The sequence below is a fragment of the Streptomyces sp. ITFR-21 genome (assembly GCF_031844685.1).
Taxonomy (GTDB): Bacteria; Actinomycetota; Actinomycetes; order Streptomycetales; family Streptomycetaceae; genus Actinacidiphila.
Genome location: NZ_CP134605.1, coordinates 3,184,090 through 3,196,349 on the forward strand (window position 1 = coordinate 3,184,090; position 12,260 = coordinate 3,196,349).

The 12,260-nt window shown below is 76.4% G+C and carries 10 protein-coding genes and 1 pseudogene; 9 read left to right on the forward strand and 2 right to left on the reverse strand.

Annotation, left to right across the window (positions count from 1 at the left end; translation table 11 throughout):
• Positions 1-41 precede the first annotated feature (41 nt).
• The 7 genes and pseudogenes from RLT57_RS13800 to RLT57_RS13830 all read left to right on the forward strand — a co-directional run bounded on the left by RLT57_RS13800 (position 42) and on the right by RLT57_RS13830 (position 8,885).
• Positions 42-1,415, forward strand: a complete 1,374-nt coding sequence (locus RLT57_RS13800; RefSeq protein WP_311297689.1) for a sugar transferase — start codon at positions 42-44, stop codon at positions 1,413-1,415.
• On the forward strand, positions 1,415-2,743 hold the full coding sequence (locus tag RLT57_RS13805) for an O-antigen ligase family protein (protein WP_311297690.1): 1,329 nt from the start codon (positions 1,415-1,417) through the stop codon (positions 2,741-2,743). Before RLT57_RS13800 ends, RLT57_RS13805 begins: the two co-directional genes overlap by 1 nt.
• A 491-nt stretch (positions 2,744-3,234) precedes the next feature.
• Positions 3,235-4,743, forward strand: coding sequence for a murein biosynthesis integral membrane protein MurJ (murJ, locus tag RLT57_RS13810; RefSeq protein WP_399128628.1), 1,509 nt, complete (start codon positions 3,235-3,237; stop codon positions 4,741-4,743).
• Positions 4,740-5,495 (forward strand): annotated as a pseudogene (locus RLT57_RS13815) (polysaccharide deacetylase family protein); the annotation flags it as partial. The gene murJ and the pseudogene RLT57_RS13815, both read left to right, overlap by 4 nt.
• A 212-nt stretch (positions 5,496-5,707) precedes the next feature.
• The gene (locus tag RLT57_RS13820; protein WP_311297691.1) at positions 5,708-6,877 is read left to right on the forward strand and encodes a glycosyltransferase; all 1,170 of its coding nucleotides are present in this window, start codon (positions 5,708-5,710) and stop codon (positions 6,875-6,877) included.
• An 8-nt stretch (positions 6,878-6,885) separates the two neighbouring features.
• Entirely contained in the window at positions 6,886-7,527 is a 642-nt protein-coding gene (locus RLT57_RS13825; protein ID WP_311297692.1) for a lipopolysaccharide biosynthesis protein, read from the forward strand.
• Positions 7,524-8,885, forward strand: coding sequence for a GNAT family N-acetyltransferase (locus RLT57_RS13830; protein ID WP_311297693.1), 1,362 nt, complete (start codon positions 7,524-7,526; stop codon positions 8,883-8,885). Before RLT57_RS13825 ends, RLT57_RS13830 begins: the two co-directional genes overlap by 4 nt.
• Here RLT57_RS13830 and RLT57_RS13835 read toward each other — a convergent pair.
• A complete protein-coding gene (locus tag RLT57_RS13835; RefSeq protein ID WP_311297694.1) occupies positions 8,838-9,998 on the reverse strand; it encodes a glycoside hydrolase family 26 protein in 1,161 nt (386 codons plus the stop codon). The two genes, RLT57_RS13830 and RLT57_RS13835, sit on opposite strands and share 48 nt — an antisense overlap.
• 332 nt (positions 9,999-10,330) lie before the next feature.
• On the opposite strand from RLT57_RS13835, the gene RLT57_RS13840 reads away from it, so the two are divergent.
• Complete coding sequence (locus tag RLT57_RS13840; protein WP_311297695.1) at positions 10,331-10,822, forward strand: tyrosinase family oxidase copper chaperone; 492 nt, start codon at positions 10,331-10,333, stop codon at positions 10,820-10,822.
• 23 nt (positions 10,823-10,845) lie between these two features.
• Positions 10,846-11,715, forward strand: a complete 870-nt coding sequence (locus RLT57_RS13845; RefSeq protein WP_311297696.1) for a tyrosinase family protein — start codon at positions 10,846-10,848, stop codon at positions 11,713-11,715.
• Between the two features lie 85 nt (positions 11,716-11,800).
• Here RLT57_RS13845 and RLT57_RS13850 read toward each other — a convergent pair whose 3' ends face one another.
• Complete coding sequence (locus RLT57_RS13850) at positions 11,801-12,070, reverse strand: chaplin (RefSeq protein WP_311300705.1); 270 nt, start codon at positions 12,068-12,070, stop codon at positions 11,801-11,803.
• Positions 12,071-12,260 lie beyond the last annotated feature (190 nt).

The following is a 12,260-nucleotide window of genomic DNA, read 5'->3' on the forward strand; positions in this document are numbered from 1 at the left end:
GGCCGCGTTCCCGCCCCCGGCGGCGGGCGTTCCTGGAGCGGGTGGGCGGGGTCCTGGCCGCCGGGGACTGCGTGGCCGTGCTGGCGGGCGCGGGGGCGGCGGCGGGGACGGGCGCGGGGCCGGCCGGGGCGTACCGCTGCGGGCTCCTCGCCCTCGGGGTGCTGCTGGCCGCCTGCCGGCAGGCCGGCCTCTACCGGCCGGGCTTCGCCCCCGAAGCCCTGCGGGAGCTGCCCGCCCTCGCGGTGCGGACCGCGCTCGCCTGGGGGTTCTCGGTGGCGCTGCTCGGCGCCGGGCAGCCTCGGCGGGCCCTGCTGACGGCCGGCGCGGTGACCGTGGCGACCGCCTGCTCACTGCGCGCCCTGGTCTACTGGAGCCGCCGCTCGGCCGGCCGGCGGCGTCCCGCCCCCGCGCTGGTCGTCGGCGCCGGCCCGGCCGTACGGCAGGTCGCCGCCGCCTTGCGGGCCCACCCGGAGTACGGGCTGCGGCCGGTCGCTGTCGTCGCGCCGGGCCCGGCCGGCGAGGCGGACGACCCGGCGGTACGCCGGCCGGCCGCCGGCCCGCCGCCCGAGGTGTCCCCGCAGCCGGGGGTGTCCCTGCCGGTCCTCGCCGGGCACGCCCGGATCACCGAGGCGGTGGTCCGGAACGCGGTACGGTACGCGGTCGTCGTCGGCCCGCCGGCGCCGGACCCGCCGACCGAGGCGACCCTGCGGCTGCTGGCGGCGCGGGGCTGCCTGGTGTGGCAGGTGGGCGCGGTGCGCGGCCCCGTACCGCCGGGCCACCTGTGGGGGTTCGCCTGCCGGCCGCTGGAGCTGCGCCCGTACCGGGCGCAGGGGCCGCTCGGGCGCTGGGCGAAGAGAGCCCTGGACACGGCGGTCTCCGGCACCGCGCTGCTCTGCGCCACGCCCGTGCTGGCCGTCTGCGCCCTCGCCGTCCGGCTCGCCGACGGACCCGGCGTGATCTTCCGGCAGGAGCGGATCGGGCTCGGCGGGCGGCCGTTCACCCTGCTGAAGTTCCGCACCCTGCGGCCCGCCGACGAGCAGGAGTCGGCGACCCGCTGGAACATCGCCGACGACCTGCGGGTCAGCCGGATCGGCCGGCTGCTGCGGCGCACCTCGATGGACGAGCTGCCCCAGCTGTGGAACGTACTGCGCGGCGATATGAGCCTGGTCGGGCCGCGGCCCGAACGGCCGCATTTCGTGGCGCAGTTCAGCAAGGTCCACGCCGGCTACCAGGACCGGCACCGGATGCCGGCCGGTATCACCGGGCTGGCCCAGGTGCACGGGCTGCGCGGCGACACCTCGATCGCCGACCGGGCCCGTTTCGACAACCACTACATCGACAGCTGGTCGTTGTGGCAGGACGTGACGATCCTGCTGCGTACCGCCGCCGCGCTCTTCCGGCTCGGCGGCAGCTGATGGCCCTGACCCTCACCCGGACGCCGGCCGGCGCCCGCCCCGGCCCGGAGCCGCGCCGACTGGCCTGGCTGGCGCCGCTGCTGCCGGCCGTGGCCACCGTGCTGCTGCTGGCGCTGCCGGTGCCGCCCGGCGACGTGAGCCGGTCGGGCAAGGTGACCCCGGCGGACGCGGCCTCCGCCGTGCTCGTCCTGACCTGCGCGGTCCGGCTGGCGCGGCAGCGGCGGCGGGTGCTGGGCCCGGCCGCCGCGATCGTGCTCGGGGCGCCGCTCGTCGGCTGCGCGCTGGCTGCGGCGACGTCGCCCGACCCGGGCGCCGGACTCGCCGGATTCCTGCGCTACGCCCAGGTCTTCGTGCTGGTGCCCGCCGCGATCGTGCTGCTGCTGCGGGACCGGCGGGACTTCGCGGTGGTCGCGGGCAGCGTCGTCGCGCTCGCGCTGGCCCAGGGCGCGGTCGGCTGCCGGCAGTACGCGACCGGGACCGGCGCCTCGTACACGGGCGAGGACATCAGGGCGGTCGGCACCTTCGGGCCGTCCGACGTGATGGGCATGGCGACGGTCGTGGCGTACGGGCTGGTGATCGCGGTCGGCTGGGCGCTGGCCCCCGGCCCGGCGCGGCTGCGGCTGGCCGCGCTGGGCTGCGCGGGGGCGCTGGCCGTGCCGCTCGTGGTGTCCTTCAGCCGCGGTGCGTGGATCGCGACGGCGGTGGCGTGCGCGGCGATGACGGTGCTGGCGGGGCGGCGGCTGGCGGTCCGGGTCCTCGGGGCGCTGGCCGCGTGCGCGGTGCTGCTGGTCGGCGGGGTGGGGGCGGGCTCGCAGCTGATCGGCGAGCGGGTCGCCAGCATCACCCGGGTCACCGACGCGCCCGACCCGTCGGTGACCGACCGCTACGCCCTGTGGGCCGCCGCCGTCTCGATGTGGCGGCAGCACCCCCTGACCGGGGTCGGGCTCAAGCGCTTCCCCGACGAGCGCGACGGGCACGCCTCCCTCGCGCTGTCCTCGGGCAGCGACACCGCGGGGGCGGGCCAGGTGTTCGAGCGGGAACCACTGCTCTCGCCGCACAACATGTACCTGCTGGCACTCGCCGAACAGGGCCTGGTGGGCTGCGCCCTGCTGACCGGTTCCTGGGCGGCCCTGCTCACCGCCGGCACCGCCCGCCACCTGCGCGCCGCCCCCACCGCGCCGGGCCTGGCCGCCCTCGGCCTGCTGGTGTGGACCTGCGTCGACTTCCTCTACGCCGACATCGGCGGCCCCTGCACCGTGCTGACCGCCGTCCTCCTCGGCCTCAGCGCCCGGTGGTCCCTCCTCCCGTCGAACGGCGCCGCCCGATGACCCCCGACGGCCTCCCCACGCCCCCGGCCGACCGGCCCGCCGAGCCGCCGGCGGCCCGCGGGAACGGGCCGGTGGCGCCGGGCGGCCGCCCGGCGCCCGGCCACGACACCCGGGCGCCTTCCGGCACCGGCACGGCCGTCGGCGTCCCGCACCCGACGCGGGTGGCGCCGGGCGCGGGCACGAACGCCCGGACGGACCCGGGCACGGACCCGGGCGGCGCGGACGCGGGAACGGACGCCGGGACGGACCGGGGCACGGGCGGCGCGGACGCCGGGACGGGCACGGGCGGCACAGGCGCCGGGACGGGCACGGGCGGCACAGGCGCCGGGACGGGCGCGGGCACGGACCTGGGCGGCGCGGACGCCGGGACGGACCGGGGCACGGGCGGCGCGGGAGCCCGGACGAGACCACACCCGGGCACGGGCGGCACAGGCGGCGACCGCTTCGCCCGAGCGGCGGGGATCACGGTCGGGCTGAGCGTCGCCGGGTCGGTGTTCGGACTGGTCAGGGACCAGGGGATCGCACATCTTTTCGGGGCCGGGGCGGAGTCGGACGCGTTCCTGGTGGCGTGGACGGTGCCGGAGGTCGCGGCGACCGTGCTGATCGAGGACGCGATGGCGCTGCTGATGGTGCCGGCGTTCAGCGGGGCCCTGGCCCGCGGCGGCGGGGTTTGCGCGCTGGTCAGGGGCACGCTGCCGCGGCTGCTCGCGCTGCTGGGAGTGCTGACCGCCCTGCTGGTGGCGGGGGCGCCCTGGGTGGTACGCGGCCTGGCGCCGGGGCTCGCCGACCCGTCGGCGGCGGTGGGCTGCACCCGGCTGACCGCGGTGAGCGTCCTCACCTTCGGCCTGGCCGGCTACCTGTCGGCCGCGCTGCGGGCGCACTGCCGCTTCCTGCCGCCCGCGGCGATCTACGTGGCTTACAACGCCGGCATCGTCGCCACCCTCTACGCCCTGCACGGCCGTTACGGCGTGCGGGCCGCCGCGGCCGGCGTCGCCGTCGGCGGTCTGCTGATGGTCGTCATCCAACTCCCCTCCGCGGCAAGGGAGTTGCGCGCCCACCGGCCCCGCCTCGCCACCCAAGCGGCCCACCGCCCCGTCCCGGCCGCCGCCCCCCGGACCGCCCCGCGCGCCCCCCACGCCCCCGGCCGCGCCGTCGGCCTCGCCCTGCTCGCCCCGATCGTGCTGTTCACCCTCAGCCGCCAGGCCCAGGTCCTGATCGAGCGGTTCTTCGCCGCCCCACTGCCCGCCGGAGCCATCTCCCACCTCAACTACGCCCAAAAAGTCGCCCAGTTGCCGATGTCCATCTCGGTCATGATCTGTACGGTCACCTTCCCCGCCCTCTCCCGCGCCCTCGCCGAAGGCGACCGAGACCAGGCCCGCCGCCGCGTCGAGCGCGACCTCGCGCTGGCCTGCGTGCTGGTGCTGGTCGGCACCGCCTACGTCATCGCCTGCGCCCCGCAGATCATCGAACTCCTCTTCCAGCGCGGCGAGTTCACCGCCGCCGACACCGCCGCCACGGCCGCCGTCATGCGGGTGTACGCGCTCGGACTGCTCGGCCAGAGCCTGGTCGGCACGCTGGTCAGACCGTACTTCTCAGCGGCGAGTCCCACCTGGTACCCGGCCGCCTCGATGGCGGCCGGCCTGCTGGTGACCGCCGTCGCGGACGCCGCCGCCGTCGGCCCCTGGGGCGCGTACGGGATCGCCGCGGGCAACGCCGCCGGGATCACGGTGACCGCAGGGCTGCTGCTGCGCGGTCTGGGCACCCGCACCGTCGCGATCCGCGCCCGCGCGCTCGCGCCCGGTTTGACGCGTACGTCCCTCTGCGCGGCCGTGGCGGCCCTGTCAGGCTGGCAGTCCGCCACCCGCATGCCGGGGGCGTTGTCCGCGGCCGTTGTCTGCGGCCTGGTCGTACCGGCCGCCTTCGCCGCCACGGCTGTCACCGTACGCGTACCGGAACTGCCGTATCTGCTCGCCACCGTGACCCGGAAGGCCCGCCGATGACCGCTGACACCGCCGCCTCGCCCACCCCCCGCCGCCGCGCCGCGCGCCGCGCGCCCTGGGCGCTGATGTACCACTCCGTCGGGGACACCCGCGACGACCCGTACCTGATCACCGTCGGCCCCGACCGGCTGGCCGCCCAACTGCGCTGGCTCAACCGGCACGGGCTGACCGGGGTCAGCATGCGCGAGCTGCTCGCCGCCCGCGCCACCGGGCGCGACCGCCGCCTGGTCGGCCTCACCTTCGACGACGGCTACGCCGACTTCCTGCGGCTGGCGGTGCCCGCTCTGCGCCAACACGGGCATACCGCAACGGTGTTCGTGCTCCCGGGCCGGCTCGGCGGCAGCAACGACTGGGATCCGGACGGCCCCCGCAAGGCGCTGCTGGACGCCGACGGCATCCGCGAGGCGGCCGGCGCCGGTATGGAGATCGGCTCGCACGGGCTGGTCCACCGGGACCTGACGGTCCTCGACGACGCCGTTCTCGCCGCCGAGGTCGCCGGGAGCCGCGCGCTGCTGGCCGAGGTGACCGGCGCCCCGCCGATCGGCTTCTGCTACCCGTACGGGGTGGTGGACTCCCGCGTGATGCGCGCGGTCCGCCGCGCGGGCTACACGTACGCCTGCGCGATCACCCCCGGCCCGCTCACCTCGGTCATGGCGCTGCCCCGCACCCACGTCGGGAACCGCGAGACCGCTGCCCGGCTGCATGCCAAGCGGCTGCTGCACGGCGTACGCAGCAGGCGGCTGTCCGACCTGCCCGGGGCGGGAGCCGCCGCCCCCGCCGGCGCCGGGCGGCACCCGGACCGGCCCGACCGGCCGGGCCCCGCGACGCACGCGCGCCGTCCGGGCCGTCCGGTCCACCCGGAGCACCCGGAACACCCCGGCCGCCTCGCCCGGCCGGACCGCCCGGACCGGCCCGAGCAGCCCGACCGCCCTGAGCCACTGACCGACTCCCCCGGAGGCCATTCATGAAGGTTCTGCACGTCATCACCGGCCTCGGCATCGGCGGCGCCGAGCAGCAGCTGCGGCTGCTGCTGAGCCGGTTGCCGGCGGAGGTGGAGTGCGAGGTGGCGACCCTCACCAACCCCGGACCGGTCGCCGAAGCACTGCGGGCCGACGGCGTCGACGTCACCCACCTCGCCATGTCGGGCAACCGCGACCTGACCGTGCTGCCCCGCCTGACCTCGGTGATCCGCGACGGCTGCTACGACGTGGTGCACACCCACCTCTACCGGGCGGGCGTCTACGGCCGGATCGCCGCCCGGCTGGCCGGGGTCAGGGCGGTGGTCGCCACCGAGCACTCGCTGGGCGCCACGCAGATCGAGGGCCGCCCGCTCACCTTCGGCACCCGGGCGCTGTACCGGGCCGCCGAACGCCTCGGCACCGGCACCGTGGCGGTGTCCGCGACCGTCGAACGGCGCCTCGGCGGCCTGGGGGTGCCGGCCGGCCGCATCCACCTCGTCCCCAACGGCATCGACCCGGCCGCCTTCCGCTTCTCCGCCACCGCCCGCGCCACCACCCGCGCCCGCCTCGGCATCCCCGAGGACGCGTACGTGGTCGGCGGTGTCGGCCGGCTGGTGCCGGCGAAGAACTTCGACGACCTGATCACCGCGGTCGCCGCCCTCCCCGGCACCCGCCTGCTGCTCGTCGGCGACGGCCCGGAGCAGATCCCCCTGCTGCGGCTGGCCCAGGACCTCGGCGTCCAGGACCGGGTCCGGCTGACGGGCGCGGCCACCGCCGACGGCGAACTCGCCGGACTGCTCGCCGCCATGGACCTGTTCGTGTCGCCGTCGGCCGAGGAGTCCTTCGGCCTCGCGCTCCTCGAGGCGCTCGCCGCCGGACTGCCCGCGCTCTACGCGTCCTGCCCGGCCGTCGCGGACCTGCCGCCCGCCGAGGCACCCGGGGCCCGCCGGATCGCGCTCCACGAACTCCCCGCCGCCCTCCGCGAGGAACGGCGGGCCGGCCCGCGCCGGCTGCCGGTGCCGGCGGCCGTCGAGCGCTACCACATCGCCCGTACCGCCGAGCGGGTCGTGTCCCTGTACGAGGCCGCCCTGTACGGCGCCGACCGCCGCATCCCGGGACAGGCCGCCGCCGCGCCCGCGGCCGAGGCGGCCGTACCCCACCCCGCCGAGAAATGAGAGCCGCCATGAACGAGATCCGTGCCCCGCGCCCCCGCGGGCGGTGGCAGGCGCTGCCGCACTGGGTGCCCCTTCCGCTGGGCCTGGGCATCGGGCTGGCCGCCGGGCTCGGCTACGGGCTGACGGCGACACCGCAGTACGCGGCCACCAGTTATGTGCTGGTCGTGCCGCAGCATGCCGCGGACGCGGCGACCGCACTCGGCTTCGCGCAGGCGTACGGCCGTATCGTCACCGGCCAGGCGGTGCTGGCCGGGGCGCAGACCGCCGCCCGCGCCACCGCCGCGGAGCTGAGGGGGCGCGTCCAGGCGGCGACCTCGCCGGACGCCCCGATGATCTCCGTCACCGGGACCTCCGCGCACGGCCCGGCCGCCGCCCGCATCGCCAACGCCGTCGCCGGCTCGCTCACCGCCACCGCCGACCGCGACGCCGCGGCCACCGGGGTACGCCTGCTCGTCTTCTCCCCCGCGGCGGTTCCCACCGCCCCCGCGTCCCCCTCCGCCCCGCTGTCCGCCGCCGTGGGCGCCAGCGCCGGCGGCCTGCTCGGCGCCCTCGTCCTCCTGGTCCGCCCCCGGCCCCCCCGCCCCGACCGACAGCCCCCCACCGTCCCCGCCCCCGCCCCGACCACCGAGCCCACCCGGACGCCGGTATGACCAGCGCCCCGGAAAGACCCCGCACACCGGAAGGCACCGCCACCGACACCGGCAGCGGCCGGGCGGAAGCCGCCTCCGCACCACCGCCTCCGGGCACCCCCGCCATCTGCCGCGCCCCGGACCAGCTCACCGCCCCCGGACCGACCACCCCGGGAAAGCCCCGCGGACCAGGAGACACCGACACCGACGGCACCCGGGCCGAAGCCGCCGCCCCACCCCCACCTCCCGGCACCCCCGCCATCCCGCTGCGAACCGCCGTCTGCCGCGCGCCCGACGAGTTCGCCGCCCTCGGGCCCGCCTGGAACCGGCTCCACCGGAGCTGCCCGCCCGCCACCGCCTTCCAGACGCACGCGTGGCTGCACTCCTGGTGGCTCTCCTACGGGGTCCCCGGCCGGTTGCGGCTGGTGCTGGTGTGGCGGGGCGGGGACCTGGTCGGCGCGGCGCCGCTGATGCGGGTCCGGCGGCCGTACCCGGTGCTGGTGCCGCTCGGCGGGGCGATCACCGACTACCTGGACGTGCTCGTCGACCCCGGGGCGGACGCGGCCGGCGAGGTGACCGCGGCGCTGGCCGACGGGGTGCGGCGGGCGGCCCGCGGGGCGGTCGTCGACCTGCGGGAGGTACGGGCCGGAGCCGCCGCCGAGGCCCTGTACGCGTGCTGGCGCGGGCCGAGGCGGCGGCTGCCCGACGCGGTGTGCCTGGAGCTGCCGGGGGTGCCGATGGACGAGCTGATCGCCCGGGTCGGCAGCTCGCGCGGGCAGCGCATCCGCTCGGCGCTGCGGAAGCTGGACGCCGCCGGGGTCGTGGAACGCGACGTGCCGGCCGCGCAGGCCCCGGCCGCGGTGGCGGCGATACTGCGGCTGCACCTGCTCCAGTGGCGGGGCCGCGGGGTGACCCCGGAGCACGAACGGCCGCGGTTCGCCGCGCACCTGGCGCGGGCCGCCCAGGCGATGGTGGCCTCCGGCGACGCGGTGCTCACCGAGTTCGCCCTGGGCGGCGAGGTCGTCGCGGTGAACCTGACGGTGCTCTCGCCGGGCCTGGCCGGCGGGTACCTGTACGGGGCCCGGCCGGAGCTGCGCGGCACCCGGGTGGACCTGAACACGCTGCTGACGCGGCACGGCGTACGCCAGGCGGCCGGCGGCGGGCGGGCCACGCTGAGCCTGCTGCGCGGCGCCGAACCGTACAAGTCCCACTGGCGCCCCGACCACCGCGCCAACCAGCGCCTGCTGCTCGCGGCCGGACCGGCCGCGCCGCTGCTGCTGGTCCGGTACGCGCTGGCCCGGTGCCGGGCGGCGGCGGGCGCCCGGCCGGGGCTACGGGCGTTGCGCGACCGCCTCAGGCCGCGCGGCGCCGCGCGGTGACCGCGGCCCCGGACGGCCCGCCGCTCGGGCGGCCACGCCGCGCACCACCGGGCCGCGGGGCTGCGAACCGCCGGGCTGCGGACGCCCGGCGGAGAGCAGCTCCCGGTAGACCGCCGACGATCTGGGGTTCTCCGCGCACGCCAGCACACCGTGCGGGCAGTAGTCCGTGATCGTCTGGTAGAGCGGTTTGTGGCCGATGATCCAGCCCAGCATCAGGCGCATGTAGTCAGGGTTGTCGCCGTTGCGGAACAGCCCCCACTCCGGGTACGAGATCGCCTTGCCGTGCCCGGCCGCGAAGTCCACCTGCGCCTGGAGCCCGTACGGCTCGGTCACCTGGTCGGAGAAGGACGCGCCGGGCGGCTGGTCGTAGGAGTCCATGCCGATGACGTCGACGGTGTCGTCGCCGGGGTAGCACCGCGTCCAGGCGATGGCGTCCTGCCCCCGGTCGGGCGCGAAGTCGAACCGGAAGCGCTGCCCGGGGACCGCCCGCATCGCGGAGACGATCCGCTTCCAGTAGGTCCGCCAGCCGTCCGGGTCGGGCGCGCAGCGGTGGGTGTACGTGGTCCCGTTCATCTCCCAGCCGAGCACGACCACCGTGTCCGGCACCCCGAGCGCCACCAGCCGCCGCGCCAGCCGGGTGAAGTGGGCGTCGTACGCGCCGCCCGCCCCGGCCCGGATCCGGGTACGCACCTCCCGGTCGGGGACGTGGTCCTCGTTGTGGTCCTGCATCGGCACGTTGAGCACGAACATCCGGTCCGGCCCGGCGCGCTTCCAGTCCGCCCACGGCTTGAGCAAGGCGTCGTCGCCCTCGATGCCGGCCCAGTCCCCGCCGGGCAGATACGTGTGGCCGACGCGCGTCCGGGTGCCGCCGAGCCAGGACTCCAGCGCGGCGATACCGCTGATCCCGTCGGGCCCCGAGTCGGTGAAGGCCCCCATCGGCGGCAAGGGGTCGGCGGCGGCCGGCGCCGCGGCGCCCGGGGACGCGACCGGGGCGGGCGGGGGTTCCTGGGGTGTGTCGTCGCCGAGCGCGGACGGGGTGAGGCCGGTCAGCAGCAACGCCGCCGTGACCGCTCCGACACCCGTTCCCGCCAACCACCGGCGCCGATCCGCCATGGTCACTCCTTCGCCGTGGGCGGTGACGCGCGATCACGCCCCCTGACGACCAGTCATAACGCGGGTGGGACCGGCCCGCGCGTTGACTGCGCCGTACGTGTCGGCCGATGCGCTGTACCGGGGTCCGCCCCCGCACCACGCCGAGCGGTGGTCGTTTCCCCGGCGGGTCGTCAACTGCCCGGCGGTGGCCGCGGACGCCTCACTCGGGCGGATGAATTCACGGCCGCCGCTCACCGGTTTTCCGCTGCCCTCACTCTTGCGGCGGCATGATTATGCGGCGTCGCGCGGTAAACCCAGAACGACGGACACGAGCGGGTGAGAGGAGCCGGGCCATGGTGACGCGCAGAAGAGTGCTCAGGACCGGCCTGACGACCGCGGCGGCGGTCGCGGGCACCACGGCGGCCCTGCGGCCGATGCTGGCGTCGGGCACCGGCCACCCGGCCGGACCGGCCGACGACGACGCCGGCGCCGGGCCGGCCGGGTCATGGCGGCACGGCGCCGACGCCGGCGGGCCGGCGCTGTTCGACGAGGTGTACCGGGACCGCCGTATCCAGGGCTTCGCCTCGGACGCGGAGACCGGTCTCGACATCCGGATCGACGGCCGGCCGTTGGAGCTGATGCGCCGGGTGGACGGCAGCTGGATCAGCGTCGCCAACCACTTCCAGCCCTTCCTGACACCGCTCGCCACCGCCCGCGGCGCCGTCGACGCCATCGGCCGGGCCGACCTGTCCATGGACACCGCGTCCATGGCGTCCATGGCGTCCATGGCGTCCATGGCCGCCGTGCCGTCCGTGGAGTCCACGGACTCCGGCCACCACCACTGACCACCGGCGAGGGGCCCGCACCCGTGTACACCCGCAGAAACCAGCGACACCTCACCAGCGCCCAGCGCGAGCGGTTCGTCCAGGCCGTCCTCCAGCTCAAGCGCCAGGGCCGCTACGACAAGTACGTCTCCCTGCACAGCAGGTACTTCACGGCGGACGGGCAGAGCGGGCTGCGGGTGGCGCACATGGCGCCGACCTTCTTCCCCTGGCACCGCAAGTTCCTGCTGGTCTTCGAGCGGGACCTGCGGCTGATCGACCCCACCGTCACCATCCCGTACTGGGACTGGACGGCCGACCGGGCCGAGTCGTCCGCGCTGTGGGACGACGACTTCATGGGCGGCAACGGGCGGTCCAGCGACGGCCAGGTGATGACCGGTCCGTTCGCGTACCGCAACGGCGACTGGCCGATCAACTACAGCGTCACCGAGGAGAAGTACCTGACCCGCGGCATCGGCCGCCCGGACCGGCCGATCGAGCTCCCCACCACGGCGGAGCTGGAAGGGGCGCTGTCGATGCCGGTGTACGACACGGCGCCGTGGAACTCCGCACCGGCCACCAAGGGCTTCCGCAACAGGATCGAGGGCTGGACCGCCAGCGAGAACCTCGGCGGCTACCTGCACAACCGGGTGCACCAGTGGGTGGGCGGCCACATGACCGGCGCGTCCTCGCCCAACGACCCGGTGTTCTGGCTGCACCACGCGTTCATCGACCTGATCTGGGTGCGCTGGCAGCGCCGGCACCCCTCGTCGGCGTATCTGCCGGCCAAGCCGCTGGGCGGCGGGGACGCCCAGCACGGGCGGGTGATCAGCGCCGGCGAGCCGATGCCGCCGTTCGGCGTGAAGCCGTCGGCGGTCTTCGACCACCGCGCGTACTACACGTACGAGGAGAACTGACCGGCGCCCGCCGGGACAGGCCGCACGTGCAAAAGCGGCCCCCCACGCCGGTGAAGGCGGGAGGGGCCGCTCGCCGGTCACCGACCTACCAGGCGGTGGCGCCGCTGGGCTGCGCCGACACGTTCGCGCAGGAGTTGCCGAACGCCGGGTTCAGCAGGCCGATGATGTCCACCGTGTTGCCACAGAGGTTCACCGGAATGTGCACGGGCACCTGGATGAGGTTGCCGGACAGCACGCCCGGAGAACCGACCGCGGCACCCTGGGCACCGGAATCCGCCACAGCCATTCCAGCACCGCCGGCCAGCACGGCACCCGCGGCAGCGGTGACAGCCGCAGCCTTCGCGATACGCGACATCAAGATCTCCCTGAGACGAAAACCAGCCGCAAAATCCTGCGGCTTTTGACGCTCGCACAACGGCCCCGGATCTCCATCGGTCACGCAAGTTGGGCTGAACCGGTGACATCGGATCAGAATGAGCCGACGAGGTGAAAGGAGGAGCGGTCGGATGCGGAAGCCCGTCCTGTGAGGGCCGCTGAGCCGGGAC

Bases quoted from the DNA above. Each gene is read 5' to 3' on its own strand.
- RLT57_RS13840 (WP_311297695.1), top strand. From the start codon at position 10,331: ATGGTGACGCGCAGAAGAGTGCTCAGGACCGGCCTGACGACCGCGGCG.
- RLT57_RS13830 (WP_311297693.1), top strand. From the start codon at position 7,524: ATGACCAGCGCCCCGGAAAGACCCCGCACACCGGAAGGCACCGCCACC.
- RLT57_RS13850 (WP_311300705.1), bottom strand. From the start codon at position 12,070: ATGTCGCGTATCGCGAAGGCTGCGGCTGTCACCGCTGCCGCGGGTGCC.
- RLT57_RS13835 (WP_311297694.1), bottom strand. From the start codon at position 9,998: ATGGCGGATCGGCGCCGGTGGTTGGCGGGAACGGGTGTCGGAGCGGTC.
- RLT57_RS13825 (WP_311297692.1), top strand. From the start codon at position 6,886: ATGAACGAGATCCGTGCCCCGCGCCCCCGCGGGCGGTGGCAGGCGCTG.
- RLT57_RS13820 (WP_311297691.1), top strand. From the start codon at position 5,708: ATGAAGGTTCTGCACGTCATCACCGGCCTCGGCATCGGCGGCGCCGAG.
- RLT57_RS13805 (WP_311297690.1), top strand. From the start codon at position 1,415: ATGGCCCTGACCCTCACCCGGACGCCGGCCGGCGCCCGCCCCGGCCCG.